A 15,864-nucleotide genomic window follows, 5' to 3' on the forward strand; every position below is an offset into this window, starting at 1 on the left:
TGAAACGCGTCGCGCCCACACGCGGCCGTAGCCAACTAGTATGCTGTTGCTTTCGCCCGTGTGGCTACTTTGCAAAGTAAAGGACAGATATGACTCCAGCATTCCCTACCCGTTCCCCATGGCTGGCCCGCGGCGCGCTGTGCGCCGCGTTGGCGACGCTGCTGGCCGCCGCGCCGTTTGCCGCCCAGGCCAACCCGCGCCACCACGGCGAGCGCGCCCAGGCGTGCCAAAGCTGCGGCACGGTGATCTCGACGCGCACCTACCAACAAGCCGGGAACGGCAGCGGCCTGGGCGTGGCCACCGGCGCCGTCGTCGGCGGCTTGCTGGGCAACCAGGTCGGCGGCGGCAACGGCCGCACCCTGGCGACGGTGGCCGGCGCGGTCGGCGGCGGCTATGCCGGCAACGCCATCGAAAAACGCGCGCGCGCCAGCACGATGACCCAGGTGCGGGTGCGGATGAGCAACGGTTCGGTGCGCAGCTTCACCGAGGCCGGCGCCAGCCGCCGCCATAACGGCCAGCACGTCAAGGTGGTCAACGGCGGCCTGGCGGCACGCGGCTAAGCGCCGGGCGGATATTGCCCGGCTATCCACCCGCTCTGGCAACCGTCCGTGAGCTGCTTCGTTTGATGAATTCCTACTTTAATTGAAGCGTTCCACCAGAAAATCCACAAAGCTGCGCAGCTTGGGCGAGCGATACCGGTCCGGCAGGTAAACCACGCTCATCGGCCGGCTGGCGAGTTGATGCGTCGGAAACAGTTGCACCAGGCGCCCCGCCCGGACATCGGCCTCCAACAAAATCGCCGGTTGCAGCACGATCCCCATGCCATGCAATGCCGCCACGCGCAGCGCCTGCCCATGGTTCACCTGCAAGCGCCCCGAGACCGGGACGCGGCAGGCGCCGTCCTGGTCCTCCAGGCGCCAATGCGCGACGGCGGCCGGCGAGAACGACAGGCACTCGTGCTCGCTGAGGTCCTCCGGCTTGGCCGGCGCGCCCCTGCGCGCCAGGTACGCTGGGGAGGCGCAGATCATCAGCCGGTAAGGCGCCAACGACCTGGCGATCAGCGCCGAATCCGGCAACCGGCCGATGCGAATGGCCGCCTCGAAGCCCTCCTCCACGATATCCACCACGCGGTCGCACAAGGCGACCTCGACGTTGACCTGGGGATAGCGGTCGAGGTAATCCGACAACACCGGCATCAGCGCTTCGGTGCCGAAGGTGACGGGCGCGGTGATGCGCAGCTTGCCGGCGGGCGCCAATTGCAAGGTGTGCGCCTGGGCGTCGGTTTCCGCCACCAGCCTGAGGATTTCCTTGCAGCGCGTGTAATAGTCCTCGCCGAAGGCCGTCAGGTGCTGGCGCCGGGTGGTCCGGTTGAGCAGGCGCATGCCCAGGCGCTTCTCCAGCGTGCGCAGGTGGTTGCCCGCCATCGTCGCCGAGATCGCGCAAGCGGCGGCGGCGGCACTGAGGCTGCCCTTTTCAACCGCCGACACGTAGACCTTCATGCTGTCGAGCAAATCCATTCAACACTCCCGATTTCAAATAGATCAAACAAAACGCCGTTTATCTCCTTATTATTTTAAATGAAACTGATGTCTTCCACCACCCCACAGAGAAGACCATGAAAGCCATCGAACTCACCGCCGCCTCCCTGAGCGCGTTTCGCCGCACCGAACTGCCCGAGCCGAAGGCCGCCCGCGGCGAAGTGCTGGTGCGCCTGCGCGCCGCCACGCTGAACTTCCTCGACGTGGCCATCGCCACCGGCCAGTTCCCCGCCGCCGGCTTTCCGATGGTGCCGGTGGCCGACGGCGCCGGCGAAATCGCCGCGCTGGGCGAAGGCGTTAGCGGCTGGACCATTGGCGAGCGCGTGATCCCGCACTTCATGCCGAACTGGCAAGGCGGCGCCATCACGCCGCGCAACGTGGCCGCGCTGCGCGGCGTCAACCTGCCGGGCTCGCTGGCCGAATACGCGGCCGTCCCCGCCACCAGCCTGGTCGCCCTGCCCGCCCACCTGGACTTCGTCCAAGGCGCGGCGCTGCCCATCGCCGCCACGACCGCCTGGAACGCCGTGCGTTCGGCGCCACTGCGCCCCGGCGCGGTGGTGCTGCTACTGGGGACGGGCGGCGTCAGCATCTTCGCCTTGCAGTTCGCCAAGGCGCATGGCGCGACGGTGATCCTGGCGTCGTCGTCCGACGACAAGCTGGAACGCGCGCGCCAGCTCGGCGCCGACCACCTGATCAACTATCGCGCCACGCCCGCCTGGGACGAGGAAGTGCTGAAGCTGACCGACGGGCGCGGCGCCGACCTGGTGGTGGAGACGGTGGGCGCGGCCAGCATCGCGCGCTCGCTCAACGCGGCGGCGGTGGGCGGCACCGTGTTCACGGTCGGCTTTGTCACCGGCACGGCGGCTCCGATCGACCTGCTGCCGGTGATCGTCAAAGCCCTGCGCATCGTCGGCAACAACACCGGCTCCGTGGCGGATTTGGCGGAGGCGGCCCGCGCCATTGCCGCCCACCGCATCGTGCCGGTCATCGACCGGATTTTCGACATCGACGACGCCGCCGCCGCGTATGCCGAATTGAGTGCCGGCGGACGCCACTTCGGCAAGCTCGCCATCGCGCATTGAGGCAGGCTGAACGGCCTCGTTCAGGCGCGTTTCAGTGACGGGAAAAAGCGCCAGCGAAGGTTGACCCCGAGGCTGGCGGCGACGATCAGCGCAAACCCGGCGACCTGCGTCGCGCCGACAATATGGTCGTAGACGAGGACGTCCAACACGACGGCGCTGGCCGGATAAACGAAGGTCAGCACCGCGATCGCCGCCGTTTCCATGCGCGGCGTCGCGCCGTAGATCAGGACGTAGGCGAGCGCCGTGGGGATCAACCCCAATCCAGCCAACCAGGCCCACTGCCCGGCGGCTATCCCACCGGCGGGAATGGTCACGAAGCCGGCCGTCAGCACGGCCGCGGTGACGCAGTGCGTCAATGCCGTCAGCGTGGGCGGCATGCCGCGGATGGAACGCGTCGTCAGCGTCACGCCGGCGTAAGCGACGGCGCCGGTGAGCGTGAAAGCGATGCCGATCAGATAGCCGGTACTCAGCGAGGTGTCCGGGCCGAGTCCGCAGGCCAACACCAGGCCGGCGAAACCGACGCCAACCCAGCCGTAGTTGTCCGCGCTGACGCGTTCCTTCAACAGCAGCGAGCCAAGAATCAGCACAAGAAAAGGCTGCACGTGGAACACGATGGTTGCCGCGGAAATGCCGACGCGGTGAATCGCCTCGAAGAACGTCACCCAGTTCACGCACATCAGGACGCCGCTAAACAGCGCCAATCCCAGGTTCTTCGCTGACACGTTCCTCCTCGTGAGCATGCCTTTGTACGCGCAGAACAACAACAGGATCGCCGCCCCGAAGGCGCAGCGGAAGAACACGGTCGTCACCGGGTCGAGTCCCGCCTCGTGGATGAAGACGCCCAGCGTGGCGAGCATCAGCATGGCCGCGGTGAAGGGTATGGAAGGATGGGACATGGCGCTACTCCGGTGAAGTGTTTCGCGCTATCATCGGGGACGCCCACGCATCAGACAAGATGATTTATCTCATGCAATTCATTCGATATTCGAAACCATGAACCGTCCCGAGCTGAACCTAAGCCAACTACGCACCTTTGTTGCCGCCGCTGAACACATGAGTTTTATTGCCGCGGCGGAGGCGGTGCACCGCTCCCAGGCGGCGGTGAGCATGCAGATCATGAAGCTCGAAGGCGCCGTCGGCCAGGCGCTCTTTTCGCGGCACACGCGGCGCATCGAACTGACGGTTGCCGGCGAGCGCCTGCTGCCGTACGCGCGCCAGATGCTGTATATGGAAGCGCAAGCGATGGCGGCGCTGCGCACCCAGGAGGTGGTCGGCCGGGTGGTGCTGGGCGCGCCGGACGACTACCTGTCATCGTTGCTGCCGCCGGTGCTGGAGCGCTTCGCCAAGCTGTTCGCCAATGTCGAGATCGAACTGGTCTGCCTGCAAAGCCTGCTCTTGAAACCCATGCTGCAAAAAGGACAGATCGACCTGGCGTTCGTCACCCGCGACGACGACCTGGATGGAGCCTTCATCCGACGCGAAAACATGGTATGGGTGGGCTCGCCGCGACAGGCGATATGGAACAAGTCGCCGCTGCCGGTTGCGCTGTTCGAGAAGGGCTGCGTGGCGCGGGCGCACACGCTGGCGGCGCTGGAGCAAAGTGGCAAGCCGTATTGCGCGACCTATAGCAGCCCCAGCCTGCTGGGCATCCTGGCGATGGTCGAGGCGGGGCTGGCGGTTGCGGCGCTGGCCGAATGCAGCGTTCCCGCGCACCTTGCGCGGCTTGGCCGGGCGGAAGGGCTGTTGCCGGTCGAACCGCTGGATATCGTGCTGGTCAAGGGACGCACCAACAGTTCGCCGGCGGTGGAGTGCCTGGCCGGCGAAATCATGGCCTCGTTGAGCCCGGTCACAATGTAATCAGCAGATCGTCAGGGGGCGGGCGAATACGGATGAAAAAGAATGTGCGCCTATCCCTGCCGTACAAGCTGTTTCAAAGAGGTGCCGATCGCCGAATTATAAAGCAAGCGCAACACCGGCCAGAACTCTTTGCCGATGTCGGCCCCTTCGCCAAAGCCGGGAAAATGCGCCAGCAAGCCCATTGCATGGCCAATTTCATGAATCACGATATTGGTCGTGGCCGCGGCGGTGGCGCTGCCATAGTTCACATAGAAGCGCGCGGAAATCACGGAATTGCTCAGGCAAGCGCGCGGCCAGCCGCCATGCCCGCCAAGCGCCATGCCGATCTTATTGTCGGAAACATTGCCCTTGTTATCCGCGGGAGTCTTGCCGGCGGGCTGAAACGCCGTGCCTTCGCTGAAGATAAGGCCGCTAACGATAGCCGCGTCATCCCTCGCCTGGATGGAAACCCGGTCGAACATCGTGCGGCCCAGCCGCCGGTTGATCTCGTTCAGCGCTTGTTCCACCATTGGGTCGCCGTTCAGCTTGACCGGGATCAGGCCCTGCCAGCGCTTGAGCTTGGCATCGCGAAATTGCGCTAAAAACGGATCGACCACGTTGACATTGCTTTGAATTAAATATTCTAAGGTTTCACTCATGTGGCAATTTTAAAGGAAATGAGCATGGGCTCGGTGCGCGGTGTATCCGCTCGCGCATCACGATGCCGCCGCCGGCAAGGCGCGCTCGATTTTTTTCTTGCGCCGGGCGCTGTCGTTGATGATCTGATGCCGCTTGAAGTCGGTCATTTTCTTCCACGCCCGGGCTTCCTCAAGCGTGCGCGTGCAGCCGAGGCAAAAACCGGTGGGGCCGTCGAAGGCGCATAGCTCGATACACGGTGATTTCAGTGCCATCGTCCGCCCTTATTCCATAAAATCACAATAATACACTTCATACTACAGCCGGCTTTGAACGGTTATGCGCACGAAAGATCGATCCCGCACGGCGTCAGTCGTGCAGTATCCGCCACCGGCAGATACCGCATTCTGGCGGATTACTTCGGCATCAGCACGTTGTCGATCACGTTGATCACACCATTCGACTGATATACATCGTAGGTGCTGATGTTGGCGGTATTGCCCGCTTCATCCATCACAGTGATGTTGTGCATACCGTTCATTTTGAAGGTAAGCTTGCCGCCGCTGACGGTGGCCAATTGCGCGCCGCCGGACTGCTTTTTAATGGCTGCGCTCAAGGCCATGAAGTCATATTTACCCGGCACAACGTGATAGGTCAGAATCTTGGTCAGCGTTGCTTTGCTTTCAGGCTTGACCAGCGTATCAACTGTCCCTGCCGGCAGCTTGGCAAATGCCGCATTGGTTGGCGCGAATACGGTGAATGGTCCTTTACCTTTCAGTGTCTCTACCAGGTCCGCTGCCTTGACCGCAGCAACCAGCGTGGTGTGGTCGGGCGAATTGATGGCGTTGTCGATGATATCCTTACTGGCCATCATCTTCTGGCCACCGACCATTACGTCGGCAAATGCCGCGTTCGACGTCAGAAGCACAGCGCTCAGCAACAGGGTAGTTTTAAGTAATTTCATGATATTCCTCTCGATGTGTGTGGGTGACTTACCAAGCTTTATACGCAGTCACTCGCACATCGGATTCAGATCATTTGCAGACCGTATGAAGATTATGCGTATTCATACGCGCTACGCATTTCGAAAGTGGCGACGAGGCTAGGCATGTCGGGACCGCCGGCGGCGCCGTGTCAAGAAAAAGCCCTAGAAGTCAGTGACTTATAGGGCATTATTTACAAAATTTAGTGTACCGGGTCTCAGAACGGAATGTCGTCGTCCATGTCCGAGAAGTTCGGCGTTGGCTTCGCCGCCGGGCGCGGTGCCTGCGCTGGAGCCTGCTGCTGGCGCGGCGCCGGCGCCGGACGGCTGTTCTCGTAGGAACCGCCGCCGCCACCGGATTGCGAACGGCTGTTCTGGCTGTTGTCGTAGGAACCGCCGCCGTCGTCCATCGAATCGCCGCCGCCCATGCCCGAGCGTCCGCCCAGCATTTGCATCTGTTCGGCGACGATGTCGGTTGCGTACTTCTCGACGCCGTCCTTGTCGGTGTATTTGCGCGTCTGCAGGCGGCCTTCGACGTAGACCGACGAACCTTTTTTCAGGTACTGGCCGGCGATTTCAGCCAGGCGGCCGAAGAAGGAGATGCGGTGCCACTCGGTGGTTTCTTTTTGCTCGCCGGTGTTGCGGTCTTTTGACTTGTACGATGTCGCAACGGCAATGTTGGCGATGGCGTCACCGCTTGGCATGTAGCGGATTTCCGGATCGCGGCCCAAATTGCCGACGATGATGACTTTGTTGACTGATGCCATGAATAACTCCTGTTGAACTGCAGCGGGAGAGTACCGCGCGTTAGATTTTTTACTAGACGACGATTATAAGCCACTCACCCGTCCAAGGCGACTCTTTTGCCACGCACCGGCGCCCTATGGCGGGCCGCTGCGGACGCCAAATGTTTTTCTGTCGCGTCGGAAACAGCAACGATGAATACTGGTATTATATACAGTATTTAGCGCCCGTCTGGCATCTGCATCAAGCTTTGCCGGAGCGCGCCTCCGGCCCCCGTCGCGTCGCGGCAAGGCGTGCCGCGCAAAACCCGGCTATAGTATTAGGTTGACCCGTTTTGGCCCCGTTATCGCTGGTTTCGGCCCACGCCGGCTCGCCATACCTCATGAAAGCAAGGCACACAATAATGGAACAGATCCGCATCCGCGGCGCTCGCACGCACAATCTCAAGAACATCAACCTCGACCTGCCACGCAACAAGCTGATCGTGATCACCGGCCTGTCCGGTTCCGGCAAGTCCTCGCTGGCGTTCGACACGCTGTACGCCGAGGGCCAGCGTCGCTATGTTGAGTCTTTGTCTGCTTACGCGCGCCAATTCCTGCAATTGATGGAAAAGCCGGATGTCGATCTGATCGAGGGCCTGTCGCCGGCCATTTCGATCGAGCAAAAAGCCACGTCGCACAATCCGCGTTCTACCGTCGGCACCGTCACCGAGATCCACGATTACCTGCGCCTGCTGTACGCCCGCGTCGGCACGCCGTATTGCCCGGACCATCCGGAAAACGCGTTGGCGGCCCAGTCGGTGTCGCAAATGGTCGACGCCGTGCTGGCGATGCCGCAAGACACCAAGTTGATGATACTGGCGCCGGTCGTCGCCAACCGCAAGGGCGAGCACGTCGATTTGTTCGAGCAGATGCAGGCGCACGGCTTCGTGCGTTTCCGCGTCCAGAGCGGCACCCACGCCGCCAAGATCTACGAAATCGACGACTTGCCAAAGCTCAAGAAGACCGAAAAGCACACGATCGACGTCGTCATCGACCGGGTCAAGGTGAATCCCGAGATCAAGCAGCGCCTGGCCGAAAGTTTCGAAACCGCGCTGCGCCTGGCCGACGGCCGCGCGGTGGCCTACGAGATGGACAGCGCCAAGGAAACCGTGTTCTCGAACAAGTTCGCCTGCAACGCCTGCGGCTATTCCTTGCAAGAGCTGGAACCGCGCCTGTTCTCCTTCAACAACCCGATGGGCGCCTGCCCGGAATGCGACGGCCTGGGCCACATTGAATTCTTCGATCCGAAACGCATTGTCGCCTTCCCCAACCTGTCGCTGGCGTCCGGCGCCGTCAAGGGCTGGGACCGGCGCAACCAGTTTTATTTCCAGATGCTGTCGAACCTGGCGGCGTTTTACGAGTTCGAACTGGACATGCCGTTCGAGCAGCTGGCGCTGTCGGCGCAGCAAGTGGTGCTGTACGGTTCCGCCAAGCAGTCGATTCCGTTTGCCTATGTGAACGAGCGCGGCCGTACCGTCATCAAGGAACACACCTTCGAGGGCGTGGTCAACAATCTGTCGCGGCGCTACCGCGAAACCGATTCGATGGCGGTCAAGGAGGAGTTGGCCAAGTTCATCAACGAGAAGCAGTGTCCGTCCTGCCAGGGCGCGCGCCTGCGCGTCGAGGCGCGCTTCGTCAAGGTCGGCAACGGCGCCCAGGAGCGCGCGATCTACGAGGTGGCCGCCAAGCCGCTGCGCCAGACCCTGAAATTTTTCGAGGAACTGGTGTTGACCGGCTCCAAGAAGGAAATCGCCGACCGCGTCGTCAAGGAAATCATTTCGCGCCTGAAGTTCTTGAACAACGTCGGCCTCGACTACCTGTCGCTCGACCGCAGCGCCGACACGCTCTCCGGCGGCGAGGCGCAGCGCATCCGCCTGGCGTCGCAAATCGGCTCCGGCTTGACCGGCGTCATGTACGTGCTCGACGAGCCGTCGATCGGCCTGCACCAGCGCGACAACGACCGCCTGATCGAGACGCTCAAGCATTTGCGCGACATCGGCAACAGCGTGCTGGTGGTCGAGCACGACGAGGACGCCATCCGCACCGCCGACTATGTCGTCGACATGGGCCTGGGCGCCGGCGTGCACGGCGGCGAGATCATCGCCGAGGGCACGCTGGAGGATATCCTCAAGAACGAGCATTCGCTGACGGCCAAGTATCTGAACGGCACCTTGAAGATCGCCGTGCCGGCCAAGCGGCATCCGTCGAACCCGGACAAGCAGCTGACGATCACCGGCGCCACCGGCAACAACCTGAAGAACGTCTCGCTGAGCCTGCCGGTCGGCCTGTTGACCTGCGTGACGGGCGTGTCCGGCTCGGGCAAGTCCTCGCTGGTCAACGACACGCTGTATCCGGCGCTGTCGCGCCACCTGTACGGTTCGCAGACGGAACCGGCGCCGCACGATTCGATCAGCGGCCTGGAACATTTCGACAAGGTCATCGCCGTCGACCAGGCGCCGATCGGGCGCACGCCGCGCTCCAACCCGGCCACCTACACCGGCCTGTTCACGCCGATCCGCGACCTGTTCGCGACGGTGCCAACGGCCAAGGAGCGCGGCTACAGCGCCGGCCGCTTCTCGTTCAACGTCAAGGGTGGCCGCTGCGAGGCTTGCCAGGGCGACGGCGTGATCAAGGTCGAGATGCACTTTTTGCCGGACGTCTACGTGCCGTGCGACGTCTGCCACGGCAAGCGCTACAACCGCGAGACGCTGGAGGTGCAGTACAAGGGCAAGAACATCACCGAGGTCTTGGCGATGACGGTGGAGGAAGCCCATGTCTTCTTCAAGCCGGTGCCGTTGATCGCGCGCAAGCTGCACACGCTGCTCGACGTCGGCCTCGGCTATATCCGCCTGGGCCAGAGCGCGACCACCTTGTCGGGCGGCGAGGCGCAGCGCGTCAAGCTGTCGCTGGAGCTGTCCAAGCGCGACACCGGCCGCACGCTGTATATCCTCGACGAGCCGACCACCGGTCTGCATTTCCACGACATCGACTTGCTGCTGAAGGTGATCCACCGCCTGCGCGACCAGGGCAACACGCTGGTTATCATCGAGCACAACCTGGACGTCATCAAGACGGCCGACTGGCTGGTCGACCTCGGTCCCGAGGGCGGTGCCGGCGGCGGCCAGATCATCGCCAGCGGCACGCCGGAGGATGTGGCGTTGAATCCGGCCAGCGTGACCGGACGCTACCTCGGACCGCTGCTGAACCAGGCCTGAGCGTGCGCGTTTTAGTGCTCGGCAATTCCGGCTCGGGAAAATCGCATTGTGCGCGCGCGCTGGCGGCCAGCCACGCCCTGGCGCATCTGGACCTCGACACCATTGTGTGGCAGCCGGGGCGGATCGCCGTGGCGCGCGCCGCCGGCGATGTCGCGCACGACGTGCGCGCCTTCATCGACGCCAATGAACGCTGGGTGGTCGAGGGCTGCTACGGCGACGTGATCGAGGCGGCGCTGGGCGATTGCAGCGAACTGGTCTTCATGAACCCGGGCCGGGAAGTCTGTCTGGCGAACAACCGCAAACGGCCTTGGGAGGCGCACAAGTACGCGTCGCCGGAGGCGCAGCTAAGCATGCTGCCCTTCCTGCTCGATTGGGTGGGTTTGTATTACAGCCGCGACGATAGCTGCTCTTACATCGTGCATCGTCGTGTATTTGATGGCTTTTCCGGCCACAAGCGCGAGGTGTTAAACCCATAGCGCAGCCCTGGGGGCAAACCTCGGCATCGCACTACAGCGCCAGCCAGCCGGCTACCAGAGGCTGGCTTTTTTTCGCGCCGTGTTTCCAGCACGAGATTGACCGGCGACAAATCCCCCCTCCACGACGAGTTCTAAGCTTAAGAGGCTGTTTCGAACCGGGGAGAAATCATGGACGCACAGTCTTACGCCGACAAGGCCGCGGCGATCGCCGCGCAACTGTATTGCCTCAAGGCGCCGATGACGGTCGACAGCCTGGCATTGCCGGAGCCGGCCTCGGGCGCGCCGGTATACCGCTTCACGGTGGTCGACGCGCCGGACGCGAACGGCAGGGCCTACACCGTCATGCTCGACCAGCGCGGCGAGGTGCTGGAACCCACGCCGCAGCTGCGGCGCCTGTTCGAGCGCGTCCGCGCCGTGCTGCACACGGGCGACGCCGTCGCGCTGGCGCCGGTCGTGATCCAGCCTTCCAGCAATGTGCTGACGCTCAATCCCGGCCAGGTCGTCGATGAAACCATCACCGTCACCATCCCGAAAAGCGGCGGCGCGGTCAAGGCCGACGTGTATTTCCTGGCCGATACCACGGCGTCGATGGGCGGGATTTTGGCCGCCGTCCAGGCCGGCAGCGCCAACGTGCTGGCCGCCCTCAACGGGCTCGGCCTGGATCTGGTGTATGGCGTCGGCAACTACAAGGATTTCGCCTCCGGCGACCCGTACGGCTTCCAGCACCAGCTCGCCCCGACCAACGCCGCGGCGCCGGTGACGGCGGCGATCAACGCCTGGTCGGCCAGCGGCGGCGGCGACGGCCCCGAGTGCGCGCTGTTCGCGCTCGACAGCCTGGCCGAGGCGCCGGGCGGCGGCATCGGCTGGCGCGCCGGTAGCAAGCGCATCGTCGTCTGGTTCGGCGACGTGCCCAGCCACGACCCGATTTGCAGCGGGGTTTCCGGCGCGGCGACCGTCACCGAGGCCAGCGCCACCGCCAAGCTGGTGGCCGAGGGCATCGCCGTGCTGGCCATTTCCACCGCCAACCCGGGCCTGGACGGCGACCCCGCCGCCGGCGCCACCGATTACGTGGCGCAGTGCGGCCCGCCCGGCGGCACCCCCGGCCAAGCCACCCGCATCACCAACGCCACCGGCGGCGCGCTGGCCGTCGGCATCAACGCCGGCAGCATCGTCAACACCATCATCAAGCTGGTCACGGCGGCGGTCGGCACGATCCAGAACGTCAACCTGGTGCCGTCGGCTGGCGTGGCGCCGTTCGTCACTTCGATCACCCCGGCCGGCGGCTACGGTCCGCTGACCGGCGACGGGGAGCACGTGCTGACCTTCCGCGTGCGCTTCACCGGCATCGCCTGCAGCGCCGAGGAACAGCTGGTCAACGGTAGCCTCGACGTGGTGGCCGACACCAAGGTAATCGCCAGCAAGACGGTGCAGATCACCGTGCCGGCCTGCGCCATCGTCTATTCGGTCAAGTTCATCTGCGGCGTGCAGGCGCAGTGCGGCTGCGACTGCGCGCCGGTGCAGCCGGGCGTGTACGCCACCGAAATCAACATCCACAACTATTCGCTCAAGCCGGTGGAGTTGCTCAAGCGCTTAGTGCCGCTGGTGCTGGCCGGCGCGGCCGCCGGGCGCGAGCCGCGCGTGGCAGCGCCGCGCGCCGAGGAACGCATGCGGCTGCCGGCGCAGGCCGCCACGATGGACGATTGCTGCCACATCATGGAGCTGCTGCTGGGAGCGGCGCCGTCGGCCGCCCCGCCGCTGACCATCGGTTTCCTGGAGATTACCGCCAGCGCCCCGGTCGCCATCACGGCGGTCTACACCAGCAGCGGCGCGCACCCCGGCGCCGGGGTGTCGATTCACGTCGAGCAGATCGAGGCGCGGCGCTAGGCGGCCGTCGCCGCCGCCGCCCACCAGTGAGCAGTTACGCAGTCATCGAGGAGGAAGCGCCATGTCGCACATCACCGGAACCATTCAAGTGCTGGGCGCCCCGCTCGTGGTCGGGCCGGGGCTGACGGTGTTCAATCCGCCGGCCTCGCCGGCGCCCGGCGGCACCAAGCTGCTGCTGCTGCATTTCCAAAACCTCGACTTCGAGCCGGGCGACCAGTTGCAGGTCAACCTGGGCTACGACGTCGACACCTTCACGGCCGCCGACGGTCCCGCGTTCTGGACCCGGCCGGTGAACGTCTACGCCTTTCCGGCCGGGGTGCAAATCACCTATATCCCGGCCGGGGCGCCGACCGGCAGCGTGCAGCTGGACCAGTACGGCCGCGGCGAACGCCACGCCGGCGAGCCCGGCCATCCAAGCTTTTCCAATTCCGACCCGTTCTACCAGGGAGCGGCGTTCGAGGAGCCGACCTACGATCCGTTCTGGTATTGCAGCGAGCCGCCGAACTGGGAAAACGCCGCCTGCGCCATCCCGGCGGCGGACGTGCGCGCGCGCGTCGCCCGCAGCGCCGGCATGATCCTGTCGGTGCACGGCGCGCACCTGTCGACCTGCTCGGTGACCTTGGTCGACGCCGACAAGATCATCACCGCCGGCCATTGCCACACGCCGGCCGAGGCGCTCAGCAGCTCGGTGACGTTCGACTACCGCAGCGAATGCGACGGCAGCCGCCCGGCCGGCTACAACCCGCAGTTCTACAAGGTCAAGGCGGTGCTGGCGCACCACTACGACGGCGTCGGCGACTTCAGCCTGCTGCAACTGGCCGAGGCGCCGCCGGGCGTGCCGGCGCTGCAGATGCGCCACGACCTGCCGGTGCCGGGCGAGCAGGTGTTCGGCGTGCACCAGCCCAACGGCGCCGTCAAGAAACTCTCGCTGCCGCACGCGCAGGGCTTTGCCGCCGTGCTCGGCAGCGCGGCCGGCTCGATCACGGTGCCGACCAGCTTTGACGTCTCCGGCGGCAGTTCCGGCTCGGGCCTGTTCGACCTCGCCGGCCGCATCGCCGGGGTGCTGTCGAACGGCGCCCCGTGCCATGGCGGCCACCTCAGCTATTTTCCCACCGCCACCATCCTGCAGGCGATCGCCCCGGCGCCGCCGCCGCCGGTTACGCGCGACGTCATGCTGGTGTTCGACCGCTCGGGCAGCATGGCGCTCGACGATGGCGAAGGGCGCGCCAAGATCGAGGCCGCGCGCGACGCGCTGTCGCTGTTCGTGCAATTAATCAAGAGCGACGCCGGCAACCGCCTCGGCCTGGTCTCGTTCAGCAGCGCGGCCAGCGCCCCGCTCGACCTGGCGCTGAGCGCGGTGACGGACGCGGTGAAGAACGCGCTGGTCGGGCCACCGCCCTACATCGGCGGCAAGCTGCCGTCGCTGACGCCGGGCGGCAACACCTCGATCGGCGCCGGCCTGGAGGCGGCGCGCGCGCAGCTGGCGGCCGCGCCCGGCGCCAATCCGCGGACGATCCTGCTGATGACGGACGGCTTGCAAAACACGCCGCCGTCGATCGCCGACGTCGACGCCGGTCTGGCCGGCATCACCGTGCACGCGATCGGTTTCGGCGCCGAATCCAGCCTGGACGGCGCCCTGCTCAGCGCACTGGCCGAGGCGCACGGCGGCCTGTACACGCGGGCCGGCGGCGGCCTGGCGCTGGAAAAATTCTACTCCGCCGCCTTCGGCAACATTTTTGAAACGGGCATCCTGATGGACCCGGAATTCGACCTGCCCCCCGAGCAAGACGCCGGCGCGCCGGTACCGTTCCGCGTCTGCGGCGAGGACGCCATCACCGCCGTGGCCGGTTGGGACAGCAACGCCGCCACGCTGCTGCTGGAAGTGACCACGCCCGGCGGCGCGGTGCTGACGCTGTCGACGCCCGGCGTGCAGGGCGACAGCGGCCGCACCTGGGCCTTCCTGCGCATCGCGTTGCCGATCGGCGGCGAGCGCGACGGGCTGTGGCACGTCAACGTGGCGCGCCCGCGCGACATCCCGATCCCGGTGGCGGCGGCGGAGGCGGGTCCGGCGCTGCGCTACTTCGTCAACGTCATTCCCAGCGGCGGGCCGCGCATCAGCCGCATGCCCGAGCGGGCGCGGCGCTACACCGGCGACGACATCAACCCCATCGTGCTGGTGCGCTACGACGACGGCGGCTGGCCGGAGAATATGCAGGCCAGCATGACCGTCACGCGCCCCGACACCGGCGTCGGCAACGTGCTCAGCCAGTCCGGGCTGGGCGCGCCCGGCGGCGCCGGCGGCGACCTGGTCCCGGCGCGCCAGGCGACCCTGCAGGCGCTGGAAAAAAACACCGGCCAAGCGGTGGTGCGCTACGTCAAAACCGAGCTGACGCTGGCCGCCGACTCGCTCAACACCAACGGCGCCTTCGAGGAAACCGCCACCTTCGGCCGGCGCCTGGCGGACTTCCTTACGCTCGAAGGCAACTACACCTTCTACGCCAGGGCCACCTACGGCGACGACTGCAGCGGCATGCGCGAGTTGACCTGGTCGGTGCACGTCGACGTCGGCATCGACGGCGGCACCACCGACGCCAGCGTCACCGACCTGCCGCCGCGTCCGGACGGCGGCGCCTGCTACCGGATGCGCTTCACGCCGCGCGACAAATACCGCAACCTGCTGGGGCCGGGACGCGCCGACGGCTTCACCGTGCAGGGCCAGCCGGGCAGCACACCGTCGGGGCCGGTCGCCGACCTCGGCGACGGCAGTTACGAGGTCGACGTCTGCACCGAGCCGGGCTCCCTGCAAGCGCCGCAGATCGGCCTGGCGCAGCCGGGCCGGCCGGCCGCCGTGGTCACGCCGCTCAACTTTAAGCTGTACGCCTACAGCGTGAAATTCCTGTGCGGCGAGCAACAGGAAAGCTGCTGCGAGTGCGCGCCGGTGCGGCCCGGGCGCTACTCGACCGAAATCAATATCCACAACTGGCACGGCAAGCCGGCGCCGCTGCTCAAGCGCGTCATTCCGCTGGTGCTGGCCGGCGCGGTGCTGGGGCGCGAGCCGCGCTTCCAGGCGCCCGTTACGCTGGAGGCGCTGCTGCTGCCGGCGCACAACGCGACGATGGACGACTGCTGCCGCCTGGCCACGCTGCTGCTGGGCGCGGCGCCGGCCGGCCCGCTGCCGCTGACGGTGGGGATACTGGAAATTATCAGCACCGTGGAGCTGAGCGTGACGGCGGTCTACACCGCCGGCGACGGCCACCACGCGCCGTCGATCGACGTGCAGCAGATTACGCCCAGGCCGCTCACGCTGACAGTCCCGGGGCCGTAAGCGACGGGCGAATTGGCATAGGGGCGGCCAGTGAAACTAGCCGACCCCTGCCACACCACCCGGCATGCGGGTCCGCACCGGGCGGTTCGAGTAGTTGAGGTTATG

General features: G+C 65.5%; 13 protein-coding genes. 7 read left to right on the forward strand and 6 right to left on the reverse strand.

Annotated elements, in window-relative coordinates; all coding sequences use genetic code 11:
* Nucleotides 1-89: 89 nt before the first annotated feature.
* Complete coding sequence (locus ACFDR9_RS17905) at nt 90-560, forward strand: glycine zipper 2TM domain-containing protein (RefSeq protein ID WP_409031856.1); 471 nt, start codon at nt 90-92, stop codon at nt 558-560.
* 78 nt (nt 561-638) lie between these two features.
* Here ACFDR9_RS17905 and ACFDR9_RS17910 read toward each other — a convergent pair whose 3' ends face one another.
* Entirely contained in the window at nt 639-1,517 is an 879-nt protein-coding gene (locus tag ACFDR9_RS17910) for a LysR substrate-binding domain-containing protein (protein ID WP_017878398.1), read from the reverse strand.
* Nucleotides 1,518-1,615: 98 nt separating this feature from the next.
* Between ACFDR9_RS17910 and ACFDR9_RS17915 the strand changes: the two genes are divergently transcribed.
* Nucleotides 1,616-2,620, forward strand: a complete 1,005-nt coding sequence (locus ACFDR9_RS17915) for a zinc-dependent alcohol dehydrogenase family protein (RefSeq protein WP_409031857.1) — start codon at nt 1,616-1,618, stop codon at nt 2,618-2,620.
* Nucleotides 2,621-2,640: 20 nt separating this feature from the next.
* Here the strand turns inward: ACFDR9_RS17915 and ACFDR9_RS17920 are convergent, their stop codons facing one another.
* Entirely contained in the window at nt 2,641-3,516 is an 876-nt protein-coding gene (locus ACFDR9_RS17920; protein ID WP_051068335.1) for a DMT family transporter, read from the reverse strand.
* Between the two features lie 97 nt (nt 3,517-3,613).
* Between ACFDR9_RS17920 and ACFDR9_RS17925 the strand changes: the two genes are divergently transcribed.
* A complete protein-coding gene (locus ACFDR9_RS17925; protein WP_409031858.1) occupies nt 3,614-4,477 on the forward strand; it encodes a LysR family transcriptional regulator in 864 nt (287 codons plus the stop codon).
* A gap of 50 nt (nt 4,478-4,527) precedes the next feature.
* Here the strand turns inward: ACFDR9_RS17925 and ACFDR9_RS17930 are convergent, their stop codons facing one another.
* From ACFDR9_RS17930 to ssb, 4 genes are all read right to left on the reverse strand, one after another.
* On the reverse strand, nt 4,528-5,115 hold the full coding sequence (locus tag ACFDR9_RS17930; protein ID WP_409031859.1) for a hypothetical protein: 588 nt from the start codon (nt 5,113-5,115) through the stop codon (nt 4,528-4,530).
* Between the two features lie 57 nt (nt 5,116-5,172).
* A complete protein-coding gene (locus tag ACFDR9_RS17935; RefSeq protein ID WP_017878393.1) occupies nt 5,173-5,367 on the reverse strand; it encodes a DUF1289 domain-containing protein in 195 nt (64 codons plus the stop codon).
* Between the two features lie 140 nt (nt 5,368-5,507).
* The gene (locus ACFDR9_RS17940; protein ID WP_026133268.1) at nt 5,508-6,056 is read right to left on the reverse strand and encodes a fasciclin domain-containing protein; all 549 of its coding nucleotides are present in this window, start codon (nt 6,054-6,056) and stop codon (nt 5,508-5,510) included.
* A gap of 236 nt (nt 6,057-6,292) precedes the next feature.
* The gene (ssb, locus tag ACFDR9_RS17945) at nt 6,293-6,841 is read right to left on the reverse strand and encodes a single-stranded DNA-binding protein (RefSeq protein WP_409031860.1); all 549 of its coding nucleotides are present in this window, start codon (nt 6,839-6,841) and stop codon (nt 6,293-6,295) included.
* A 380-nt stretch (nt 6,842-7,221) separates the two neighbouring features.
* Between ssb and uvrA the strand changes: the two genes are divergently transcribed.
* The 4 genes from uvrA to ACFDR9_RS17965 all read left to right on the forward strand — a co-directional run bounded on the left by uvrA (nt 7,222) and on the right by ACFDR9_RS17965 (nt 15,759).
* Nucleotides 7,222-10,074, forward strand: coding sequence for an excinuclease ABC subunit UvrA (gene uvrA, locus ACFDR9_RS17950; protein ID WP_409031861.1), 2,853 nt, complete (start codon nt 7,222-7,224; stop codon nt 10,072-10,074).
* Between the two features lie 2 nt (nt 10,075-10,076).
* Complete coding sequence (locus ACFDR9_RS17955) at nt 10,077-10,550, forward strand: adenylate kinase (protein ID WP_409031862.1); 474 nt, start codon at nt 10,077-10,079, stop codon at nt 10,548-10,550.
* A gap of 168 nt (nt 10,551-10,718) precedes the next feature.
* Nucleotides 10,719-12,434: a hypothetical protein gene (locus ACFDR9_RS17960; protein WP_409031863.1), complete on the forward strand. Its 1,716-nt coding sequence runs from the start codon at nt 10,719-10,721 to the stop codon at nt 12,432-12,434.
* Nucleotides 12,435-12,495: 61 nt separating this feature from the next.
* Nucleotides 12,496-15,759, forward strand: coding sequence for a VWA domain-containing protein (locus ACFDR9_RS17965; RefSeq protein ID WP_409031864.1), 3,264 nt, complete (start codon nt 12,496-12,498; stop codon nt 15,757-15,759).
* Nucleotides 15,760-15,864 lie beyond the last annotated feature (105 nt).

It is taken from the genome of Janthinobacterium sp. CG_23.3, from assembly GCF_046115965.1.
In the GTDB taxonomy this organism is placed as follows: Bacteria; Pseudomonadota; Gammaproteobacteria; order Burkholderiales; family Burkholderiaceae_D; genus Janthinobacterium.

Excerpts from the sequence above, each read along its gene's own strand:
- ACFDR9_RS17905 (WP_409031856.1), top strand. The coding sequence starts at position 90 with ATGACTCCAGCATTCCCTACCCGTTCCCCATGGCTGGCCCGCGGCGCG.
- ACFDR9_RS17910 (WP_017878398.1), bottom strand. The coding sequence starts at position 1,517 with ATGGATTTGCTCGACAGCATGAAGGTCTACGTGTCGGCGGTTGAAAAG.
- ACFDR9_RS17915 (WP_409031857.1), top strand. The coding sequence starts at position 1,616 with ATGAAAGCCATCGAACTCACCGCCGCCTCCCTGAGCGCGTTTCGCCGC.
- ACFDR9_RS17920 (WP_051068335.1), bottom strand. The coding sequence starts at position 3,516 with ATGTCCCATCCTTCCATACCCTTCACCGCGGCCATGCTGATGCTCGCC.
- ACFDR9_RS17925 (WP_409031858.1), top strand. The coding sequence starts at position 3,614 with ATGAACCGTCCCGAGCTGAACCTAAGCCAACTACGCACCTTTGTTGCC.
- ACFDR9_RS17930 (WP_409031859.1), bottom strand. The coding sequence starts at position 5,115 with ATGAGTGAAACCTTAGAATATTTAATTCAAAGCAATGTCAACGTGGTC.
- ACFDR9_RS17935 (WP_017878393.1), bottom strand. The coding sequence starts at position 5,367 with ATGGCACTGAAATCACCGTGTATCGAGCTATGCGCCTTCGACGGCCCC.
- ACFDR9_RS17940 (WP_026133268.1), bottom strand. The coding sequence starts at position 6,056 with ATGAAATTACTTAAAACTACCCTGTTGCTGAGCGCTGTGCTTCTGACG.
- ssb (WP_409031860.1), bottom strand. The coding sequence starts at position 6,841 with ATGGCATCAGTCAACAAAGTCATCATCGTCGGCAATTTGGGCCGCGAT.
- uvrA (WP_409031861.1), top strand. The coding sequence starts at position 7,222 with ATGGAACAGATCCGCATCCGCGGCGCTCGCACGCACAATCTCAAGAAC.
- ACFDR9_RS17960 (WP_409031863.1), top strand. The coding sequence starts at position 10,719 with ATGGACGCACAGTCTTACGCCGACAAGGCCGCGGCGATCGCCGCGCAA.
- ACFDR9_RS17965 (WP_409031864.1), top strand. The coding sequence starts at position 12,496 with ATGTCGCACATCACCGGAACCATTCAAGTGCTGGGCGCCCCGCTCGTG.